This window comes from Bradyrhizobium sp. USDA 4353 (genome assembly GCF_054063215.1).
In genome coordinates this window covers 595134-616059 of the sequence record NZ_JBSSGB010000001.1, presented here as the reverse complement: position 1 = coordinate 616059, position 20926 = coordinate 595134, and the positions used below count along the sequence as shown (strand labels likewise).

Annotated in this window: 15 protein-coding genes and 1 pseudogene; 8 read left to right on the top strand and 8 right to left on the bottom strand. The window is 65.6% G+C overall.

Going from position 1 to position 20926, the window contains the following annotated elements; genetic code table 11:
- The first annotated feature begins 24 nt into the window (after positions 1–24).
- Positions 25–840 (top strand): arylamine N-acetyltransferase family protein, encoded by an 816-nt coding sequence (locus tag ACVILH_RS02810; protein ID WP_456711515.1) that lies wholly within the window; start codon positions 25–27, stop codon positions 838–840.
- A gap of 14 nt (positions 841–854) precedes the next feature.
- Positions 855–1671: pseudogene (locus tag ACVILH_RS02805) on the top strand (arylamine N-acetyltransferase family protein).
- A gap of 981 nt (positions 1672–2652) precedes the next feature.
- On the opposite strand, the gene ACVILH_RS02800 reads toward ACVILH_RS02805, so the two are convergent.
- Positions 2653–4101 carry a glutamate synthase subunit beta gene (locus ACVILH_RS02800; RefSeq protein WP_456711514.1) on the bottom strand — a complete coding sequence of 483 codons (1449 nt, stop codon included), beginning with the start codon at positions 4099–4101 and terminating at the stop codon, positions 2653–2655.
- 317 nt (positions 4102–4418) lie between these two features.
- Positions 4419–9155, bottom strand: coding sequence for a glutamate synthase large subunit (gene gltB / locus ACVILH_RS02795; RefSeq protein ID WP_456711513.1), 4737 nt, complete (start codon positions 9153–9155; stop codon positions 4419–4421).
- Between the two features lie 562 nt (positions 9156–9717).
- On the opposite strand from gltB, the gene ACVILH_RS02790 reads away from it, so the two are divergent.
- Positions 9718–10689, top strand: coding sequence for a hypothetical protein (locus ACVILH_RS02790; protein WP_456711512.1), 972 nt, complete (start codon positions 9718–9720; stop codon positions 10687–10689).
- 142 nt (positions 10690–10831) lie between these two features.
- Here ACVILH_RS02790 and ACVILH_RS02785 read toward each other — a convergent pair whose 3' ends face one another.
- Complete coding sequence (locus tag ACVILH_RS02785; protein WP_456711511.1) at positions 10832–11311, bottom strand: Hsp20 family protein; 480 nt, start codon at positions 11309–11311, stop codon at positions 10832–10834.
- Between the two features lie 191 nt (positions 11312–11502).
- Here ACVILH_RS02785 and ACVILH_RS02780 point away from each other — a divergent pair, with 191 nt between their 5' ends.
- Positions 11503–12450, top strand: coding sequence for an alpha/beta fold hydrolase (locus ACVILH_RS02780; RefSeq protein WP_456711510.1), 948 nt, complete (start codon positions 11503–11505; stop codon positions 12448–12450).
- Between the two features lie 23 nt (positions 12451–12473).
- Here the strand turns inward: ACVILH_RS02780 and ACVILH_RS02775 are convergent, their stop codons facing one another.
- A complete protein-coding gene (locus ACVILH_RS02775; RefSeq protein ID WP_456711509.1) occupies positions 12474–12677 on the bottom strand; it encodes a hypothetical protein in 204 nt (67 codons plus the stop codon).
- Positions 12678–12821: 144 nt separating this feature from the next.
- On the opposite strand from ACVILH_RS02775, the gene ACVILH_RS02770 reads away from it, so the two are divergent.
- A complete protein-coding gene (locus tag ACVILH_RS02770) occupies positions 12822–13670 on the top strand; it encodes a tetratricopeptide repeat protein (RefSeq protein ID WP_456711508.1) in 849 nt (282 codons plus the stop codon).
- On the opposite strand, the gene ACVILH_RS02765 is transcribed toward ACVILH_RS02770, so the two are convergent.
- Positions 13660–14370 carry a hypothetical protein gene (locus tag ACVILH_RS02765; RefSeq protein WP_456711507.1) on the bottom strand — a complete coding sequence of 237 codons (711 nt, stop codon included), beginning with the start codon at positions 14368–14370 and terminating at the stop codon, positions 13660–13662. The genes ACVILH_RS02770 and ACVILH_RS02765 overlap by 11 nt on opposite strands.
- A 68-nt stretch (positions 14371–14438) precedes the next feature.
- The gene (locus ACVILH_RS02760) at positions 14439–15641 is read right to left on the bottom strand and encodes an ABC transporter substrate-binding protein (RefSeq protein WP_456711506.1); all 1203 of its coding nucleotides are present in this window, start codon (positions 15639–15641) and stop codon (positions 14439–14441) included.
- A 71-nt stretch (positions 15642–15712) separates the two neighbouring features.
- On the opposite strand from ACVILH_RS02760, the gene ACVILH_RS02755 reads away from it, so the two are divergent.
- The gene (locus ACVILH_RS02755) at positions 15713–15952 is read left to right on the top strand and encodes a hypothetical protein (protein ID WP_456711505.1); all 240 of its coding nucleotides are present in this window, start codon (positions 15713–15715) and stop codon (positions 15950–15952) included.
- A 7-nt stretch (positions 15953–15959) separates the two neighbouring features.
- Positions 15960–16283 (top strand): immunity 53 family protein, encoded by a 324-nt coding sequence (locus tag ACVILH_RS02750; RefSeq protein WP_456711504.1) that lies wholly within the window; start codon positions 15960–15962, stop codon positions 16281–16283.
- A 49-nt stretch (positions 16284–16332) separates the two neighbouring features.
- Here ACVILH_RS02750 and ACVILH_RS02745 read toward each other — a convergent pair whose 3' ends face one another.
- Both ACVILH_RS02745 and ACVILH_RS02740 read right to left on the bottom strand, forming a co-directional pair.
- Positions 16333–17892, bottom strand: a complete 1560-nt coding sequence (locus ACVILH_RS02745) for a TadE/TadG family type IV pilus assembly protein (protein WP_456711503.1) — start codon at positions 17890–17892, stop codon at positions 16333–16335.
- A 326-nt stretch (positions 17893–18218) separates the two neighbouring features.
- Positions 18219–19919 carry a sensor histidine kinase gene (locus ACVILH_RS02740; RefSeq protein ID WP_456711502.1) on the bottom strand — a complete coding sequence of 567 codons (1701 nt, stop codon included), beginning with the start codon at positions 19917–19919 and terminating at the stop codon, positions 18219–18221.
- A gap of 771 nt (positions 19920–20690) precedes the next feature.
- Between ACVILH_RS02740 and ACVILH_RS02735 the strand changes: the two genes are divergently transcribed.
- A complete protein-coding gene (locus ACVILH_RS02735) occupies positions 20691–20840 on the top strand; it encodes a hypothetical protein (protein WP_006610101.1) in 150 nt (49 codons plus the stop codon).
- Positions 20841–20926 lie beyond the last annotated feature (86 nt).

Sequence of the window (20926 nt, the reverse complement as noted above, 5' to 3'; positions counted from 1 at the left end):
TGGGCCGCTGGAAGTTTTCGTACGATGCCTTCCGATTTCAATTTCGACAAATATCTGGCGCGCATCGGCTATCGCGGGGCGCTGACGCCCACGTTTGAGACCCTCGCCGGATTGCAGGCGGCGCATGTGGATGCGATCGCGTTCGAGGGCATCGATCCTTTGCTCGGGCGGCCCGTGAACATCGATCTCGCGTCGGTGCAGGCCAAGATCGTCGACGGCCGTCGCGGCGGCTATTGCTTCGAGCAGAACGCGCTGTTCAAGGCCGCGCTGGAGGCGATCGGCTTCGCGGTGACGCCGCTGTCGGCGCGGGTACGCTGGCGGCTCGACGCGACCGCGCCGCATACGCCGCGCACGCATATGATGCTGAAGGTCGACCTGCCGGAGGGACCTTATATCGCCGATGTCGGCTTCGGCTCCTGCCTGCTCGATACGCCGCTGCGGATGGTGCCGGACATCGCGCAGCGGACGGCGATGGGCACGTTCCGCCTGACGCTGTCCGATGGGATGTATTGGCTCGCGGCGAGGCAGCCGACGGGCTGGCGCATGATGTATGTGTTCGATCTGACGCCGCAGATCCACGCCGACTACATGCTCTCCAACTGGTTCACCTCGACCAGCCCGCTGACTCCGTTCACCTCGATGCTGATCCTGGAGCGGCTGACATCGGAGCTGCGCTATAAGCTCGTCAACCGTCGCCTCGTCGTCGAGGCGCGCGACGGCGAGATCCGGAGCGAGCAGATCATCGAGACGCCGGAGGCGTTGCAGCGGGTGGTCGAGGAAATCTTCGGCGTCACATTCCCGGTCGATGTCGATGTGGTCTGGGCGCGGATCGAGAGCTGAAGGGAGGCGCTGCGATGGCGGATGAGTTCGAGCTGAAGTCCTATCTCGCCCGCATCGCCTATCGCGGACCGCTCGCGCCCGACCGGGCCACGCTGAGCGCGCTGCAGGCCGCGCATGTCGACGCGCTGCCGTTCGAGGCGCTCGATCCGCTGATGGGGCGTCCGGTCCATGTCGATCTCGCCTCGGTGCAGCAGAAGCTCGTGCACAGCCGTCGCGGGCGGCTACTGCTTCGAGCAGAACGTGCTGTTCCAGGCGGCGCTGGAGGCCATCGGCTTCAAGGTCACCGGCCTCACCGGGCGGGTGCGCTGGCGCTCGCAGCCGACCGATCCGCTCGGGCCGCGGCAGCACATGATGCTGCTGGTGGAAGCCGAAGGCCGGCCGTATCTCGTCGACGTCGGCTTCGGCATCTGCCTGATGGATGCGCCGATCGCGATCGAGGTCGGGCCCGAGCAGGTCACGCCGATGGGCACGTTCCGTATCGGCACCTGGGATGCGCTCTACACGATCAGCGCTAAGCAGCCGACCGGCTGGCGGATGATGTATGCGTTCGATCTCGCGCCGCAGATCCACGCCGACTACGTGCTCGGCAGTTGGTACACGTCCACCAATGCGAATGTGCCGGCCACGCACACGCTGATGATGGAGCGCGTGGAGCGGACCGTGCGGCACAAGCTGGTCAGCCGCCGCTATCAGCGCCAAGCGCGCGACGGCGAGGTGATCGAGGAGCGGATTATCGCCAGCGCCGCCGAGCTTGGCCGGATCATCGATGACGTGTTTCGCGTGACGCCACCGGTTCCGGTCGAGGCGATCTGGGCGCGGATAGTAGGTTGACGGCGGTATCAAGATACGGTACTGCATTGTTCGTAGATCGAACAATGATCACTTGCTGAACTCTGACGAACGCAGATGTTTCGCGTGCGTCATTTGTTTCGAAGGTCGAAACTTCCGTTTGGTCGATCTTAAGAATCGCACCTTTAGGTTGCGCAGACCTGACGGGGCTCGCGGCATCCAGCCGTGGAACAATGGGATCGTCCAGCATGGCTGACACGGTGGTGCACGCGACGCGACCAATCCCGCGCGAGATCATAGGGCAGGGCCGCGCCCGCTGTGGCCCGCGCGCCGCCTGACCTCAGAGCATGATCCGGAAAAGTGGAAACCGGTTTTCCGAAGAGATCATGCTCAAACAAAGAGATAAGATCATGATGCGTTTCCGCCGAAACGCATCATGATCTAGAGCCGCGACATGCGCGGCTCATCCGAGCTGGCCTGACGGCCAGGACGGGTGGGGGCTTCACGGCTGAAACGTCGACCCTGACGCTTCGACGCTCATCCGATCGATCTGAGAACGACGGCCTGACCTGCCACTTCGGGCCGCGCGGAGACTCACGTCGTGGAAGCCCCCACCCCTTTTTGCTCCCAGACACGCATCTCTCTGGGCGTACTCACCATTCGGACGCAAAATTGAACCGCCCGTGCGGCTGCCCCTCACCCCAACCCTCTCCCCGTGAAGAACGGGGAGAGGGAGCGCACCGCGCTCTTGGGCAAGGCTTGTGGCAAGGCTTGGGTCGAGGCTTGGGTCGAGGCTTGGGTCGAGGCGCAAATGGGAAGTCTGATGCTTTGAGGCAGTCTCTCTCGGCGCGAGAGGTGCAACCTCTCCCCGCTCTTGCGGGGAGAGGTCGGATTGCGCAGCAATCCGGGTGAGGGGCATGGCACAGCTGGATCGCCGGTCACAAGTCCATCGGACGGGCGCGCTGCTCTGCCTTGATACATATCCGCTGACGCACAGCGAGACTCCGATCAACCACGGCGATTTCAGCGCGGCAGCTCGGTCTTGCCCATCAGGAACTTGTCGACGGCCTGGGCGCAGAGGCGGCCTTCGCGGATCGCCCAGACGACCAGCGACTGGCCGCGGCGCATGTCGCCGGCGGAGAAGACCTTCGGCAGCGAGGTCTGGTAGTCCGACAAATTGGCCTTGACGTTGCCGCGCGGGTCGAGGTCGACGCCGAGGCTCTTGAGCAGGCCCTCATGCACGGGATGCACGAAGCCCATCGCCAGCAGCACGAGGTCGGCATCGAGCACGAACTCGGTGCCGGCGATCGGCTTGAACTGGGCGTCGACGCGCACGCAGTGCAGCTTCTTGACCGCGCCGTTCTCGCCCTCGAACTTCTGCGTCAGCACCGCGAATTCGCGCACCGCGCCTTCGGCCTGGCTCGATGAGGTCCGCATCTTCAGCGGCCAGTTCGGCCAGGTCAGCTCCTTGTTCTCGCGCTCCGGCGGCGCCGGCATGATCTCGAGCTGGGTCACGGAGAGGGCGCCCTGGCGGAGCGAGGTGCCAATGCAGTCGGAGCCGGTGTCGCCGCCGCCGATCACGACGACATGCTTAGCCGTAGCGAGGATGTCGGTGGCGTTGACGGCCTCGTTGCCGACGCGGCGGTTCTGCTGCGGCAGGAAATCCATAGCATAATGGACGCCGGCGAGGTCACGGCCGGGGATCGGCAGGTCGCGCGGGGCTTCCGCGCCGCCGGTCAGCGCCACGGCGTCGTAATCCTTCAGCAGCGACTTGGCATCGATGCCGTCCTTGCCGCCGACATGGGCGCCATAGTGGAAGACGACGCCTTCGCCTTCCATCTGCGTGATGCGGCGGTCGATGATGCCCTTCTCCATCTTGAAGTCGGGAATGCCGTAGCGCAGAAGGCCGCCGGCCTTGGCGTGCTTCTCATAGACATGCACCTCGTGGCCGGCGCGCGCGAGCTGCTGCGCGGCCGCGAGGCCCGCGGGGCCGGCGCCGACGATCGCAACCTTCTTGCCGGTCTTGACGGCGGCCGGCTCCGGCTTGATCCAGCCCTGCTCGAACGCCTTGTCGACGATGGCGCATTCGATCGTCTTGATGGTCACCGGGTTGTCGTCGATGTTCAGGGTGCACGACGCCTCGCAGGGGGCGGGGCAGATGCGGCCGGTGAACTCCGGGAAGTTGTTGGTCGAGTGCAGGTTGCGCGACGCCTCTTCCCAGTTTCCGTTGTAGATCAGGTCGTTCCAGTCCGGGATCTGGTTGTTGACCGGGCAGCCGGGCGTGCCCGGCGCGGCCGAGCCGGTGCCGTGGCAATAGGGGATGCCGCAATTCATGCAGCGCGCCGCCTGGTCGCGCAGCTCCTTCTCGGAGAGCGGCACCACGAATTCCTGGAAATGCTTCAGCCGCTCGGCAACCGGCGCATACTTGCGATCGTGCCGCTCGATTTCGAGAAAACCTGTGACCTTGCCCATGACCTACGACGTCCCTGACTGCTCGGGCCTCATGGTTCGAGACGGCGCTTCCGCGCCTCCTCACCATGAGGATCTAGTTTCCTGCTTCTCCTCACCCCCGGGGAGCGGCGCCTTCGCCGCGTCTCGAAGGATGAGGCCTCGATCTCGGCCTCATGGTTCGAGACGGTGCTGCGCACCTCCTCACCATGAGGGTTTCGTGTCCTGCTTCTCCTCACCCTGAGGAGCGGCGCTTGCGCCGCGTCTCGAAGGGCGAGGCCCCGCTCTCGGCCTCATGGTTCGAGACGGCGCTTCGCGCCTCCTCTCCATGAGGAGCGACATCAAGCCCCGATCGCGATCTTCGGCTCGGCGTCGGCCTTGGCCGCGAGCTCGCGAAGGGCGCGGCGGTACTCGACCGGCATGACCTTGCGGAACTTCGGCGCAAACTCCTTCCAGTTCGCCAGGATGTCGGCGGCACGCTTGGAGCCGGTGGCCTTGGCGTGACGCGAGATCAGGACGTGCAGGCGCTCGACGTCGGACGCCAGCAGGTTCTTGAACACGTCGACACGGCCATGCGCCTCGAGGTCGCCCATCTGGTGATAGGAAGCTTCCGCGATCATCTCCTCCGACAAGACAGGCTCGAGCTCGACCATCGCCATGTTGCAATGCTTGTCGAAGTCGCCGGCCTCGTCGAGCACATAGGCGATGCCGCCCGACATGCCCGCGGCGAAGTTGCGCCCGGTCTTGCCGAGCACGACGACGATGCCGCCGGTCATGTATTCGCAGCAATGATCGCCCGCGCCCTCGACGACGGCCACCGCGCCCGAGTTACGCACCGCGAAGCGTTCGCCGGCGATGCCGCGGAAGAAGCACTCGCCGGAGATGGCGCCGTACATCACCGTGTTGCCGACGATGATCGACTCCTCCGGCACGATACCGGAGTTGCGCGGCGGCTTGACGATGATGCGGCCGCCCGACAGGCCCTTGCCGACATAGTCGTTGCCTTCGCCTTCGAGCTCGAAAGTGACGCCGTTGGCAAGCCAGGCGCCGAACGCCTGGCCGGCGGTACCTTTCAGGCTGACATGGATCGTGTCCTGCGGCAGGCCGGCATGGCCGTAGATCTTGGCCACCGCGCCGGAAAGCATCGCGCCCGCCGAACGGTCGGTGTTGTTGATCTCGGCCTCGATCTTCACCGGCGCGCCGCGGTCGAGCGCGGGCCTCGCCTGCTCGATCAGCTTGCGGTCGAGCACGGCGTCGAGGTGATGATCCTGCTTCTCCGAATGGAAGATCTTCTGGCCCGGCGCTTCCTTCTGCTTCACGAACAGTTTTGAGAAGTCGAGACCCTTGGCCTTCCAGTGCGCGACCAGCTTGGACTGGTCGAGCATCTGCACCTGGCCGACCATCTCGTTGAACGAGCGGTAGCCGAGCGAAGCCATGATCTCGCGGACTTCCTCGGCGACGAAGAAGAAGTAGTTGATGACGTGCTCGGGCTGGCCGGTGAAGCGCTTGCGCAGCACCGGGTCCTGGGTGGCGACGCCCACGGGGCAGGTGTTGAGGTGGCACTTGCGCATCATGATGCAGCCGGCCGCGATCAGCGGCGCTGTTGCAAAGCCGAACTCGTCGGCGCCGAGGAGGGCGCCGATGACGACGTCACGCCCGGTGCGGAAGCCGCCGTCGACCTGGACCACGATGCGGCTGCGCAGCCGCTCGCGCACCAGGGTCTGGTGCGTTTCGGCAAGGCCGATCTCCCACGGCGAGCCCGCATGCTTGATCGAGGTGAGGGGAGAGGCACCGGTGCCGCCCTCGAAGCCCGCGATCGTCACATGGTCGGCGCGCGCCTTGGCAACGCCCGCGGCAACCGTGCCGACGCCGATCTCGGAGACCAGCTTGACCGAGACCTGACCGTCGGGATTGACGTTCTTCAGGTCGTAGATCAGTTGCGCGAGGTCCTCGATCGAATAGATGTCGTGATGCGGCGGCGGCGAGATCAGGCCGACGCCCGGGGTCGAGTGACGCACTTTGGCGATGGTCGCATCGACCTTGTGGCCGGGCAGCTGGCCGCCTTCGCCGGGCTTCGCGCCCTGCGCCATCTTGATCTGCATCATGTCGGAGTTGACGAGATACTCCGTCGTCACGCCGAAACGTCCAGACGCGACCTGCTTGATCGCCGAGCGCATCGAATCGCCGTTCGGCAGCGGCTTGAAGCGATCAGCCTCTTCGCCGCCTTCGCCGGTGTTCGACTTTCCGCCGATCCGGTTCATGGCGATCGCGAGCGTCGTATGCGCCTCGCGCGAGATCGAGCCGAAGCTCATCGCACCGGTGGCGAAGCGCTTGACGATCTCCTTGGCCGGCTCGACCTCGTCGAGCGGGACCGGCTTGCGCTTGTCGTCCTCGGCCGACTTGATCCGGAACAGGCCGCGCAGGGTCAAGAGCCGCTCGGACTGCTCGTTGAGCAGCTTGGCGAACGCCTGATAGCGGTCCTTGGAATTGCCGCGCACAGCATGCTGGAGCGTCGCGACCGACTCGGCGGTCCACGCATGATCCTCGCCGCGGGTGCGGAAGGCATATTCGCCGCCGACATCGAGCGCGGACTTGTAGACCAGCGCATCGCCGAACGCATCGCGGTGGCGGCGCGTGGTCTCCTCGGCGATCTCGGCGAGGCCGACGCCTTCGACGCGGGTGTGGGTGCCGGCGAAGAACTTCTGCACGAACTCGGCACGAAGGCCGACCGCGTCGAAGATCTGCGCGCCGCAATAGGACTGGTAGGTCGAGATGCCCATCTTCGACATGACCTTGAGCAGGCCCTTGCCGATCGACTTGATGTAGCGCTTGACGACCTCGTAGTCGCTCAGCGCGCCCGGCAGCTTGTCCTTCAGCGCGATGATGGTCTCAAAGGCAAGATACGGGTTGATCGCCTCGGCGCCATAGCCGGCGAGACACGCGAAGTGATGCACCTCGCGCGGCTCACCGCTCTCGACGACGAGGCCGACCGACGTCCGCAGGCCGGTACGGATCAGGTGATGATGCACGGCGGCGCAGGCCAAGAGCGACGGGATCGGGATCCGGTCGTTCGAGACCATGCGGTCGGACAGGATGATGATGTTGACGCCCTCGCGGACGGCAGCCTCCGCGCGGCCGCAGAGGTCATCGAGCACCTGCTCGAAGCCGGCGGCGCCCAGGCTCGCATCGAAGGTGGTGTCGAGCGTGCGCGAGACGAAGTGGCTGTCCGAGACCTCCGAGATCGAGCGGATCTTCTCGAGGTCCGCATCCGTCAGGATCGGCTGATGCACTTCGAGCCGCTTGGTCGAGGCGACGCCTTCGAGATCGAACAGGTTCGGCCGCGGGCCGATGATCGAGACCAGGCTCATCACCAGCTCCTCGCGAATCGGATCGATCGGCGGGTTGGTGACCTGGGCGAAATTCTGCTTGAAGTAGGTGAACAGCAGCTTGGGCTTGTCCGACAGCGCCGAGATCGGCGCGTCGTTGCCCATCGAGCCCGTCGCCTCCTCGCCGGTGGCGGCCATCGGCGTCATCAGGATGTTGATGTCCTCGGCCGTGTAGCCGAACGCCTGCTGCCGGTCCAAGAGCGGCAGGTTGGTGCGCGCGCCCTTGGTCGGCGCGTCCGGCAGCTTCTCGACCTGGATCTGGGTGCGGGCGAGCCACTCGGTGTAGGGATGGCTGGCGGCGAGCTGCGCCTTGATCTCGTCATCCGGGATCAGGCGGCCCTGTTCCAGATCGACGAGCAGCATCTTGCCGGGCTGCAGCCGCCATTTCGTGACGATCTGGTCCTCCGGAATCTTCAAGACGCCCATCTCGGACGCCATCACGATGCGGTCGTCCTTGGTGACGAGATAGCGCGCCGGCCGCAGGCCGTTGCGGTCGAGCGTGGCGCCGATCTGGCGGCCGTCGGTGAAGGCGATCGCGGCGGGGCCGTCCCACGGCTCCATCAGCGCGGCGTGATATTCGTAGAACGAGCGGCGCTCCTCGCTCATCAAGGGATTGCCGGCCCACGCCTCCGGGATCATCATCATGACCGCGTGCGGCAGCGAGTAGCCGCCCTGCACCAGGAATTCGAGCGCGTTGTCGAAGCAGGCGGTGTCGGACTGGCCCTCATAGGAGATCGGCCAGAGCCGGCTGATGTCCTTGCCGAACAGCTCGGATGACACCGACGCCTGGCGCGCCGCCATCCAGTTGACGTTGCCGCGCAAGGTGTTGATCTCGCCGTTATGCGCGATCATCCGGTACGGATGCGCCAGCGACCAGGTCGGGAAGGTGTTGGTCGAGAAGCGCTGATGCACCAGCGCCAGCGCGCTCTCGAAGTCCGGCTCGTGCAGGTCGGCGTAGTACTTGCCGAGCTGGTCGGCCAGGAACATGCCCTTGTAGATCACGGTCCGGCACGACATCGAGCACGGATAGTAGCCCGACATGCCGCGGTCGCGGCGCTGATAGATCGCCTGCGAGATCGACTTTCTGAGGATGTAGAGCTTGCGCTCGAACTCGTCCTCGGTCTTGGCGGCGCCGTTGCGGCCGATGAACACCTGCATGCTGCGCGGCTCGGTCGGCTTGACCGTCACGCCCAGCGAGGAGTTGTCGGTCGGCACGTCGCGCCAGCCGAGCAGCACCAGGCCCTCATCCTCGATCTGGTCGGCGATGATGCTCTTGATGACGTTGCGCCAGGCCTCGTCGCGCGGCATGAACAGCGCGCCGATGGCGTACTCGCCGGGAGCCGGCAGCGTGAAGCCGAGCTCCTTCGCCTTGCGCGAGAAGAAGGCGTGCGGGATCTGCACCAGGATGCCGGCGCCGTCGCCGAAGCGCGGGTCGGCGCCGACAGCGCCGCGGTGCTCGAGGTTGCACAGGATGTTCAGCGCATCCGCAACGATCTGGTGCGACCTCTCACCCTTGATGTTGGCGATGAAGCCGACGCCGCAGGAATCCTTCTCCTGCGCGGGGTCATACAGACCCTCGGCTTCCGGGCGCCACGTATGCAATTCGCGGGTGATCTCGGCCGGTTTTTCGTGCGAATCCACAGCCAGCACCGCGCCGCCCAACTTTCCGTGCTCGACCTTCGATCCGCTCATATCCGTCCCCATCAGTTATTGGTCAGGGCCTTCACCACAGTCCGGTACACAGTCCGGCGCACCCCGGGCGCTGCGCGGGTTCCTCTCCGGAACCAACGCTCGTCCTTCTCAGCGAGCCGCATTTGCAGAGTTCAGGCCAGTCACCGGGGGACCACGTCCCCGCTGGATGATCACGGCCTGTTCATGTCGCAACGCCCATGCCGCAAGGTCATCGGGCGCCGTAACATCATTGCAAAGTCTCGGTCACCTTTGCAACGAAATTTTAGACAGCAATTCTGTCCTAAACCGCAAGATGCCAAACTTGACGTTATCACACAAGCGGCCCGGAGTCCCCGATTCCGCCGCACCGATGCGGGCATTCTCCCGGCAAATCTCCCGTTTCTTCGCTCTCCGAACGACCCGTCGGCGCCAGCCGATCACGAGCATCGCTCGATTTTGCAACACCGCGCCCCGATCCCGCCCACACTCCGACCCAGGACCGCCGGAATCGCGGCAGACCTTCCGCGGCACTTGAGAAGAAGCGAACAGCTTCACGTGCGGGGGCATGCAGGAGCTTTGAGCCATGAAGTTGCTAGTTGGAGCCGTCTCGGCCTCGTTGATCGCAGCCTTTGCCGCCCAGGCCGAGCCGCTGCCGGGGATGCGCGGGCCGTACACGGCGGTCTCCGATTTCGATGCGCCTTATTCCGAGGCGCCGCCGCCTGCGGTCGTGCCCGCGCCGCCGCGCTACGGCTATGGACCAGGGGCGGACTACGGATACCGGGAGGAGCGCTACGCGCCGCCGGCGCCGGTGTACCGCCAGGACGGGTATCGGCAGGACGGCTACCGTGAAGGCTATCAGCAGGATTACGGCTACGCGCCGGCGTTCCTGCCGGTGCATGAGGTCTATGCCATCCTGCGCGATAACGGCTTCTCGCCGCTCGGCGCGCCGCGCCAGCGCGGCAACGTTTATGTCGTCGCGGTGCTCGACCGCCAGGGCGAGGACGGCAAGCTGGTCGTAGATGCCCGCTCCGGCCGCATCCTCCGCTTCGTGCCGGCGTTCCAGTCGGGCGACGACTACGAGCGCATGCGCTTCGAGCCGGCCCCGCGCGGCGGCCTCGACCGCCTGCCGCCGCCGACCGTGATCCGCGCCGACCCGCGCCTGGTGCCCCCGGCACCAGTCGCGCCGCGGGTGGCAGCCGTTGCGCCGACGCAGGCACCGAGGCCAGCCGCTCCGGCCGTCCAACCGGCGGCGCCGTCGCCGCAAACGGCCGCGCTCGCGCCAAAGCCGACCGACGCCCCAAAGGCTGCTGTGCCGAAGATCGCCGACATCAAGCCGGCCGAAACGAAGCCAGTGGAAGCCAATGCCGATACGGCGAAGGCGGTCGAGGCCAAACCGGCCGAGGCCAAATCGTCTGACGCCAAGCCCTCGGACGCCAAGCCCGTTCAGTCGGCAGCAGCCGCTCCGCAGACGATCGGATCGATTGCGCCGGCAGCCAAGCCGGCGCCGCAGATCCTGCCCACCGCGAAGATGCCGCCGGCCCAGGGGCTGGAGTGACAACAGCCGAGGACCTATCGGCTATCGTTCTGAGAACCAAGCCCAGGGCCGGCGACGGCCGCGAAAACCTCGACCGAACCCAGCATACAAAAACGCCCCGGTGTCCCGGGGCGTTCGTATTCTTAGCAGAGCGTCGGGCCGTTTACGCGGCGGCCTTCTCGGCGGTGCCTTCAAGCGCCGGCTGCTCGGTGCCTTGCGCCGACGTCGAGATCGGAATCGACCGCGGCTTCTTGGCCTCGGGGATCTCGCGGACGAGATCGACGTGGAGCAGGCCGTTCTCGAGGCTGGCGTTCTTCACCACCACGTGGTCGGCGAGCTGGAAGCTGCGTTCGAAGGCGCGGGCGGCGATGCCGCGATACAGCACCTCGCTCTTCTTGCCGTTCTCGTTGGCGGCCTTCTCGCCCTTGATCGTCAGCGTGTTTTCCTTCGCGACGAGGGAGAGCTCATCCTTGCCAAAGCCCGAGACGGCGACGGTGATGCGGTAGGCGTTCTCACCGGTGCGCTCGATATTGTAGGGCGGATAGCCGGGGCTGGGCTCGGCGGTGGCCTGGTCGAGCAGCGAGAACAGACGGTCGAAACCGACGGTGGAACGATAGAACGGGGTGAGATCGTAGGTACGCATGGTCAAGTCCTCCATTGAGCGACTGTTAGGCAAACCCGCCCGCCATCGGGCCGGGCTGTCGTGCAGCCGTGACGGCCTGCACGATCTCGATATGGGTCGGACGTTTGCACCTTCAAGAGCGCCCAAACGGGCTCTTTTTGCCGTTCCACCCCTTGATTCCCTGGGCCTTTCACCTATTCGATGGGCGCCTCATGACGCTCGTCTCGATTCCCGCCAATCCCGTCCCCGAGAACGCCACCGCCGGCACCATCAAGACCCCTGATGGCGCCGAGCTGCGCTTTGCGCGCTGGGCGCCGCCGGCCGGGCGCAAGGGCACCGTCTGCGTGTTCACCGGCCGCAGCGAGTCGATCGAAAAGTATTTCGAGACGGTGCGTGACCTGCGCGACCGCGGCTTTGCGGTCGCCATCATCGATTGGCGCGGCCAGGGCCATTCGTCCCGCCGCCTGCGCGATTCCCGCAAAGGCTATGTGCGCTCGTTCGCCGACTACGAGGTCGACGTCGAGACCTTCATCACCGAGGTGGTGCTGCCGGATTGCCCGCCGCCTTACTTCGCGCTGGCGCATTCGATGGGCGGCACCGTGCTGCTGCGGCTCTCCCATGCCGGCAAGCGCTGGTTCGACCGTATCGTGCTGTCGGCGCCGATGATCGACCTGCCGGGCAACCGCACCTCGCTCCCTGCCCGGCTGTTGCTGCGCGCGATGCGGATCGCGGGGCAGGGCGGCCGCTACGTGCCCGGCGGCAATGACGACATCAGCGGGCTCGCGCCGTTCGTCAACAACCCGCTGACCTCCGATCCCGTGCGCTACGCGCGCAACGCCGCGATCCTCGAGGAGGATCCGACGCTCGGCATCGCCTCGCCGACGGTGGCCTGGGCCGACGCCGCGTTCTCGGCGATGGTGACGTTCCGCGGCATGACCTACCCCTCGCAGATCCGCCAGCCGATCCTCATGCTGGCCGCCTCCAGCGACACCGTGGTGTCAACCGCGGCGATCGAGGAGTTCGCCTATCACCTGCGCGCCGGCTCGCATCTGGTCATCGCCGGCGCCAAGCACGAGATCCTGCAGGAGCAGGACCGCTACCGCTCGCAGTTCTGGGCCGCCTTCGACGCCTTCGTGCCGGGCACGCCGCTGTTCGGGTGAACGCAGCGTCGTCGCGTAGACAATCAGCCGCCGCCGACACCTCGGACGATCGTGCCGCGGCCTCCGCAGGTCGGGCACGGCGCCTCATGGAGCCGTCCGCTGCCGTTGCAGTCGGGGCAGACATCCTCGCCGGTGCCCGGTGTTCCGCGTGGCGCCTCATCGCCGGGGTTCAGCGTAGCCTCGGAGTCCTGCAGACGCAGGTCGTTGTCGCGTGCGTTCCCGCTCATCGTCTCTCTCCTTGTTGCTACGGATCGTCAACGCGGCGGGCGCGCTTCCGGTGCCAAGGCCTTTTTGCCTGCGCGGGGCGTCTGCTGGACAGGCCAGGGCTGCCGGTTTAGTCGTCGCATCGTGTCACTGGGACGGCAGCAGCAGTGAGTGAACGACGCAAACAATTGCAGGCGCAGGCCTTGCAGGAGGCGGTCCAGGCGCTGCGCGCGCGGCAGTTCGCGCGTGCCGAGCAGATCGCGGCGTCTATCCTGCGCAACGCCAGGACAGATCGCGCCGCATTGCTGGTTCATTCCCATGCGCTGCTCGGCCAGCAGCGCGCCGGCGAGGCGATCGTGCCGCTTGAGAAGGCGGTGCTGCGTGGCCCTGATCCGGAGCTGGAGACGTTGCTCGGAGCGGCCTTGTGCGAGTCCCGGCGCGTGGCCGATGGCCTCGCGCAACTGCGCAAGACCGCGGCGCGGCGTCCGCCCTACCTGCCGGCGTTCCAGGAGCTGGCCGGGCGGCTGGCGAAATCCGGCCAGCTCGCTGAGGGCATATCCATCATCGAGCAGGCGCTGTCGCTGCTGCCGGAGAGCGTCGACCTCAAGCTCGATCTCGGGCGGCTCTGCCTGCAGGGCAATCAGCGGGCCCGCGCGCGGGAGAGTTTCGTGGCTGCCCGCGAGGCCGCGCCGGGCCGTCCCGACATCCTGATCGAGCTCGCCTGGGTGCAGTTCCTCGATGGCGACTACGCGGAAGCGGCCGGCACCTACAAACATGCGCTCGGCTTGCGGCCAGAGGACACCCAGAGCCGCGCCAATCTCGCGATGTGCCTGATGGAGCTCGGCGACCGCGCCGGCGCCGAGGCGGCGCTGCGCACGGTCATGCGCGGCCGGCCGCATCTGCTCAGCAGGGCCGCCTACACGATGGCCGTCAGCTCGCACGGCCGCTTCTTCTTCCGCCCGAGCGATGCCGCCAAATTCCTCGGCGCCAATGGAGCAGGGGCGGTCAAGCCCTGAACTGCTTGCGATACATGCCCTGCTCGCGCTTCAGCGCGTCACGCACGCTGTGAATCTCTTGGACGTCCTCGTCGGTGAAGGCCGAGGTCTGGAGCGTCCATGGCTGGCGCTTCACGGGGATGCACTGCGCGACCGGCGTGCCCTTGGGCAGCACGCCACGAAACGCCGTGTCGTGCCAATGCGCCGGGAAATGCACGAAGCTGTCGTGGAAACGGTCGCTGTCGACGAGGCCCGTGACGGTCGTGAACGGCAGGTCGAAGCGGTTGAGCGGGTGGGTGAACAGCAGCGACCAGCCTTTGGGCGCCTCGATGGTCCAGAGATTGTGAAACTTGAGTAGGAAGCGGTCGGCCTCGAACAGCGGCGATCCCGTCACCTGCGACACGTCGTGAAAGCTGACCGGCGAGCGCGGAAAGTCGATCGCGCCGCCCGGCGGCAGCTCATTGTCCCAGCTAATGCCGCCGTCCTCGACCTTGAGGTCGCAGACCAGCGGGATGAGAAAGCCCGCCGTCATCGCGTCGATGAAGGGCGGGCAGCGCTTCACCGTCTGCTCCTCCGCCTGGTTGAGCTGACTGAACGCGGTCGCCGGCATCGTCTTGACCCAGTCGGGTATGCCCATCGGCGCCGGCACCGGTTGCGGGATTAGACCCTCGAGCTCCCGGGGGCAGCGGAATTTCAGCGTCAGGGCATCTGTCTCGGACATCGCGCCGCGGCTCTCCTGTGGTCGACAGGAGAGGTCTACGCTTTCGGCGCCGAAACGCCAACCCGCCGCTATTTGGTCGACAGTACCTCGCCGAACCGCTCCCACTGCTTGCCGGTGAAGCGCATGAACTGCACCTGCTCGACCGGCAGGTGGTCGCCTTCGGACGTGTTGACCTTGATGCCGGGCAGCAGCATCGGCAGATCCAGGTCCTTGATCGACAACGCCTGCTTGAGGATGTTCTCGCGCGACAGGTCATTGCCGGCGGCCTTCAGCACGTGCTCCAGCACCATGCCGTTGTTGTAGCCGTTGACGTAGTTGGAATCGCGGATGTCGCCGTCCGGCACGTATCTCGCCATGTAGTCGCGCCAGCCCTTGACGCCGGGATCGTCGGCCCAGGCCGGATCGAGCGGGTCCTTCACATAGGCCGTCGAGATGATGCCGGTGCCGGCCTCCAGGCCAGCCGGCTCCATCACCGAGGACACCCACACTGACACGTTGGTCAGGAAGGTCATCGGCCGCCAGCTGATCTCATGGGCCTTGCGGATCGCCTGCGCTGCGAATTTTGGCGTGGCCGCGATGATCAGCGCATCGGCGCCGCTCGATTTCAGCTTCACGATCTGGGAATCGATGGTCGGCTCGGTCACCTCGTAGCTCGCCACCGTCACCGCGGTGTCGAAGCGCTCGCCGAGCACGTCCTTCAGGCCGGCGAGATAGTCACGGCCGAAATCATCGTTCTGGGCCAGGATCGCGAACGTCGCGTCCGGCTTCGTCTGCAGCGCGTAGCGCGCATACATCCGCGCCTCGTTGCGGAACGGCGCCATCACGCCCATCAAGACCAGCGGAAACTGCTGGGGATCGCCGAACTTCGAGGCGCCCGAGGCCACGAACAGCTGCGGCACCTTCTTTCCCTGAAGATACTTTGCGATCGCGGTGTTGTGCGCCGTGCCCATGGTCGAGAAGATGAAGGACACGTCGTCGCTCTCGACCAGGCGCCGGGTCTGCTCCACCGTCTTCGGCGGCACGTAGCTGTCGTCGAGCGAGAGCAGGTTGACCTTGCGGCCGTTGATGCCGCCGCGGTCGTTGACCATCTTGAAATAGGCCACCTCGCCCTTGCCGAGGATGCCGAACGCCGACACCGGCCCGCTATAGGGCATGGTCTGGCCGATGCGAATTTCGCTCGCGGTGATGCCGGGCGGATCCTCCGCCCAAGCGGGCATCGTGAATGCGGACGAGACGACGGCCAGCCCTGCGGCTGCGAGGGCACTTCGCATAGACACCTCCCGGGTCACCGCGCTGACGGCGGCATTTGTGGGAAGCTTAAGGGTGTCCCGACCCGCCAGCAATGACGATCATGACGGTCCGCCGCGCCAATACAAGCGACACGATCGAGGCGGCGCTGCTTGCAACTGCCGCGATGGAGCGGCGAGGTGACGTCCACGAAAGCATGTCCGAACAATGTGCCCCGGCGGCTCTCGCGCAGATCGGCGGGTTGCGTCATCCTGCTCCGGCCGCCCGGATCCAGATGCGGGCAATTGACGTTTCCGACCCGCCTCGACACGGGCCGCAGCGCCCCAATGAATGAGATGCAGATGCGGGATCAGCGCGAGCCTCTGAAGGTCCTCCAGGATTGGTACGCCTCCCAATGCGACGGCCAGTGGGAGCATCAATACGGGATCAAGATCGACACCTTGGACAATCCAGGATGGGTCCTGAGGATCGACCTGTTCGACACGGAGCTGGCGGAGCGCCCGTTCACCGAGGTGAAGGTTCAGGGCGACGAGGATGATGATTGGTGTCATTGCCGGGTCCGCGGCGCGGTGTTCGAAGCCTTCTGCGGCCCGCATCACCTCGGCGACGTCATCTCGATCTTCCTCGCCTGGGCAATCGCCGCCGCGCGCGACCCTGCTCATTGACGTCGTGCAGTCCGCTAGCTGCGGGCTGTGCCTGATCCAGGCCGTTCCCTCATCGCGTCAGATGCGCTTCCGAGACCGCATGATTGAACATCGCATTCAGCGCCGAGGTGATGTCCGCCGGGGTGTTCGCGGTGTAGAAGAAGCCCGGTGATGCGCAGGCTTGCAGGCTCGGTGGGATGTTGGGGATGTTATTGTTGGCATAGTCGTCCTCGTCGCCGGCGAAGGACGCATTGACCGGGTTGATCGGCTGATAGGGAATATAGAGCACCGAGATGATGATGCCGCGGTTCTTCAGCGGCGTGCATGAGGTGGCCGGATTGATCGTGGTGGCGTGATTGCTGCCGGACCATGAGCCGTTGGGCACGCCCTTCACCTGCGGGTCCTGCGCGCCGTCGGTCACCAGGAACACGTAAGGCAGGGTGTTGTTGGTGGCGCTTCCGTTGCCGACACTGGTGATCAGGGTGTTGACGCTGGAGAGCGCCGTATCGATATGCGTCCCGCCCGAGCCGAGGGAAGCGTTGGTGTTGGTGTCGAGCAAGGTCGCGAGGTTCGCCGCGGCGTAGTTGATGGTCGTCGAATCGCTGGTCGAGCCGCTGATATTGGTGGTGAGCGGATAATAGGAATAGAGATAGCGGATGAACGGGTAGAGGCCGATCCGGAACTGGTTGCTGACCTTCTTGGTGTTGTTCGCCGTCGTGAACAGCTGATTGACGGCGTAGCCGACGGCATCGAGGCGGAGCTGGATGCAGGCATCCGTCCCGTCGGTCGGGCAGTTCGCAACCGTCGGCAGCTTGTTGTAGAGCGAGTTCGGCAGCCCGGACACGATCGTCGACGGAAGCTGAACGCCCTTGGGATTGTTCTTGTTGGTGGTCAGCAGGCTCTTGTAGCCGCTTTGGCTGACGCGCGAGATCGCATAGCCCAGGCAATAATTGTTGGTCGGGTAGCCTTGCGTGCCTGAATCCGTGCAGGCGCTGTTCTGCGGAGAGAAGTGGCAGGCGAGCGTGCAGCCGGTGGGATATTGCCTGTAATTGTCGGGGCTGATCGCCTGCATGCGCTGCGCTTCCGCCGTCGTCGAGGGCAGGCCCATCGAGCCCGACACGTCGAGGGTCAGATAGAAGTCCAGATACAGCGGCAGCGTGACGGAGGATGACGAGCGGCCGGTGAGCGTCAGATTGGGAAATCCGATCACGCCCAGGAATGTCGTCGGCATGCTGGCGGTGAATTGGACCTGCGAGGTCAGGGACGCCCCGCTCTTGGTGACGGTGCTGCTTTCAGCCGTCAGCGTATAGCCTTGGATCGTGGAGGCGTTGCCCTTGAAGATGCTGTTGGCTTCCGCGACGCCGGCGCTCACCGATCCGTCGGATGTCATCGCCATGGCCGCTGCATAGCCGGCCGAGTTGACCGCGATCGAGGCGATGCTCGCGGCATCCGCGGCGGATTGCAGCTTGACCTTCAACCGCATCGCCATGGAATAGTCGGTCGCGCATCCGATCCCCGCCAGGATCGGCAGCAGGGCTATCGCGAACGTGACGCCGATGTTGGCCCTGCGGTCCCGGAAGAAGAGCGCCGTGAGAGCCGCGGCCCGGCGCAGTCGTCGGCTGTTACCCACGCTTGACCTCCAAGATCCCGTTCCCTGTCCGGTGCGGTGACTTGCCGTTCATTGACCCGTGTCCATGACGAGCAGGGGCCGGTTTCCGGCGCGCCCGGTCGGCTTGCGCACGAGCAGTCGCAAGTCCGACCGCCATGCGTCAAAATATCGCGCATGGGTCTTTCATTTGAGTTTAAGCCGTTGAAAAGTTTGGAGGTTTTATATTACTTCTCAGCGGCAAAGTTCCCGCCGACGGAGAGTCGCTCAGGCCGCGTGCGCACCCCACTGAGACCAGGGCCGGTCATAGGCCCGCTCAGGGGGCAAAGGATCTGCGCGGAACGCGGAACTCAGGCGGTCAACCGCGGCTCACCGGTGTGCTCCTCCTGCACCCCGAACTGCATCGCGCAGCGCAGGCCGCCCGGATCGAAGTCGAGCGTGACGGACCAGCCGGTCTCCGAGCCGAACATCCGCGTGATCATCTTGGTGCCGAAGCCGCGCCGCGTGGGCTTGCGCACCAGCGGCCCGTCGCGTTCGATCCAGACCAGCCGGACCATGCCGCTCTCCTGAACGGTCCAGGCGATGTCGAGCTTGCCCGCGGGCGTCGAGAAGGCGCCGTATTTGGCGGCGTTGGTGCTGAGCTCCTGGATCGCGGCCGAGAGCGCGAGCGTCAGCTTGGGCGGCAGCAGCAGGCGGGGGCCGCTGATGGTGAGGCGGTCGGGGCCGGCATAGGGCGCCAGCGTGCGGTCGACGATGGCCGTGACGTCGGCGCCGACCCAGTTGTTCTCGGTCAACAGATTATAGGCCTCGGAGAGCGCAAGGATGCGCGCCTCGAATGCAGCGACATAATGCTCGACATCCACGGCGCTCGCGCGTGACAGGCGCGCGATGGATTGCACGGTCCCCAGCGTATTCTTGACGCGGTGATTGATCTCGTCGAGCAGGTCGCGCTGCTGGCGCAGGGCGCCCGCGAGCTCGCCGCCCACCTCGTAGAGCACGTGCTTCATGCGATTGACTTCGGCGATCCGCCTCATCCGGGGCGCCACGGCGCCGGCCTGCAGCCCCGAGACGTAGCGCTCGAGATCAGCGAACTCGGCGACAAAGCGATGCGCGAGCAGGCGAGCGAGCACCATGCCGAGCGCAAATGTGAAGACGGTGAGCGCCACGATCCAGCCGATCGTCCGATGCAAGGGGCCATCGATCGCATCGCGCGGCAGAGCGAGATTGACCGTCCAGCCGCTCTGCTCGGAGCGCAGCAGCGACGTGTAGGTCGGGATGCCGGATCGCGAGACCGCCTTGATCCACCAGGCTGCGGCCTGTCCGATGTGACCTCCGACTTCCGGGATCGTGGGCTGACCGATCAGATCGTCGTCACCCAGCAGCGGCCGCCGCGCGAGCAGCAGCCCTTGCTGGTCGATGATGCTGCCGACGAGATTCCCCGACACGTAGTCGTCCATCAAGGTCGACAGATAGCGCGGCGACAGTCCGACGTTCAGGGCGTAGCGGATCTCTCCGGCGATCCGCACCGGCACGGCGATCGTGACGATGGCTTGGCCATCGACCACCGCCCTCTGCAGGCCCGAGACTTGCGGACGGCCGGTCTCGATCGCGCGGCGCTCGGCATCGAAGGCGACGCGCTTCGGCAGCGGTGTTCCCGGCTCCAGCCGGGTGTTGACGAGCTGTTGCCCGTCAGGCTGATACAACGCGATCGCCACGCCCCCGATCAGCTTCACGGCGTCGATCGCGTGATCCCTGAATTCCTCGTAGCGGCCTTCCGCAAGCAGCGGCGACAGCGCCAGGATCTGAAGATCCTCGATGATGTTGGCGAGGCGCAGCTCGGTCGCATTGCGCATCAGCCGCAGCCTGTCCTCATACTCGACCTTGCGATACTGCGAGGATTCCGCGACGAAGTGATAGGCGAGGAACGCGGCGCAGGCGGTGATCGGAACGGCAGTCGCGAGCGCGAGAATGAGGAGGTAGGCCGAGATCGGCCAAGTCCCGAACCGGATCGTCCGGGATTTTCTCGCGATCCGCAATGCCCCAGGAAACACGCCATCTCCTCCCCGCTTGCGCGGTTCAACGCTCCAGCCGCGGGCGTCGTCACATCTGCTTTTGCGAGGAAAGCTGCCTGCCGCGGCGGAACCCGAACTACCGTGTGGAACTTTTGTTCCCGCGATTCTGACGCGCTTCAGCCGCTGTCGACTGATCGCGTTGTTGTCTTCGTCTGTCAACTACAACCTCGGTTCGCTGCTGAGCCATCGTCGAGGCGGGCACGACAGATGCCACGACTCGAGATCCGCGCGCGCCATGTGCCCGGACGATGAAACGGCCCGCCACCCAATGAGCCCCGGGGATCGTTTTGCCGGTGGCGCCGCATCCGCCGACATTGCTCCCGCAGGCGGCGCGGTGAGCCCGATCCCATTCTATTAGTTCGAGGACGGACGTCGTCATCGGCAGTGATCGATGGCCGGCGTGCGAAGTGGCTCGCGTCGCAACCGGCTTCCGATCTGCCGGCGCCATCTTCTGCACGTCCTGGTAATGGTCGTCCGATCATTCGCCTTCGAGTCGTTGGTCTCCTGCCCGGGAGGCAGTGCTCCGCCCAGCGAGAGGTTGCAGGGTCGCGCAACTTATTAGTGCGACGTTCCGTGCTTCCAGCGAAGTAATTAGATCGCGCCGGTCACAGTTAAGCGGGCTTCACGCCGGCTGCGCGGCCCGCTCAACCATGCGTTCACTACGTGCCGATCTCCCTGTGTCTGGAAACTCGCCGGTAACGCGCCGTCGCTGTAGTGAAGCGCATTCAAGACATTCTGGAGGAGACGTTCATGTTGAAGATGATTGCGCGCAAGCTGCTTGGCCCTCATGCTCTCAATTCCGGCTTCGGCCTGGTGACGATGTTCGCGTTGACCGGCGTGGTCGCCTCGCTGGTGCTCGTTCAGCGCGGGATCGACGTCAGCCCTCCCGGCATGTTCTGATCGGGCTGCCCACACGATTTGGCCCGCTCCCGGTTCGACAGAGTTGGGAGCCGGTCGCCTGAGCCGCCTCACAGGCGGCTCGCCCG

Coding starts and splice junctions, on each gene's coding strand:
- gltB (WP_456711513.1), bottom strand. CDS start 9,155: ATGAGCGGATCGAAGGTCGAGCACGGAAAGTTGGGCGGCGCGGTGCTG.
- ACVILH_RS02755 (WP_456711505.1), top strand. CDS start 15,713: ATGACGATCATGACGGTCCGCCGCGCCAATACAAGCGACACGATCGAG.
- ACVILH_RS02780 (WP_456711510.1), top strand. CDS start 11,503: ATGACGCTCGTCTCGATTCCCGCCAATCCCGTCCCCGAGAACGCCACC.
- ACVILH_RS02765 (WP_456711507.1), bottom strand. CDS start 14,370: ATGTCCGAGACAGATGCCCTGACGCTGAAATTCCGCTGCCCCCGGGAG.
- ACVILH_RS02750 (WP_456711504.1), top strand. CDS start 15,960: ATGCGGGATCAGCGCGAGCCTCTGAAGGTCCTCCAGGATTGGTACGCC.
- ACVILH_RS02775 (WP_456711509.1), bottom strand. CDS start 12,677: ATGAGCGGGAACGCACGCGACAACGACCTGCGTCTGCAGGACTCCGAG.
- ACVILH_RS02790 (WP_456711512.1), top strand. CDS start 9,718: ATGAAGTTGCTAGTTGGAGCCGTCTCGGCCTCGTTGATCGCAGCCTTT.
- ACVILH_RS02810 (WP_456711515.1), top strand. CDS start 25: ATGCCTTCCGATTTCAATTTCGACAAATATCTGGCGCGCATCGGCTAT.
- ACVILH_RS02800 (WP_456711514.1), bottom strand. CDS start 4,101: ATGGGCAAGGTCACAGGTTTTCTCGAAATCGAGCGGCACGATCGCAAG.
- ACVILH_RS02785 (WP_456711511.1), bottom strand. CDS start 11,311: ATGCGTACCTACGATCTCACCCCGTTCTATCGTTCCACCGTCGGTTTC.
- ACVILH_RS02735 (WP_006610101.1), top strand. CDS start 20,691: ATGTTGAAGATGATTGCGCGCAAGCTGCTTGGCCCTCATGCTCTCAAT.
- ACVILH_RS02760 (WP_456711506.1), bottom strand. CDS start 15,641: ATGCGAAGTGCCCTCGCAGCCGCAGGGCTGGCCGTCGTCTCGTCCGCA.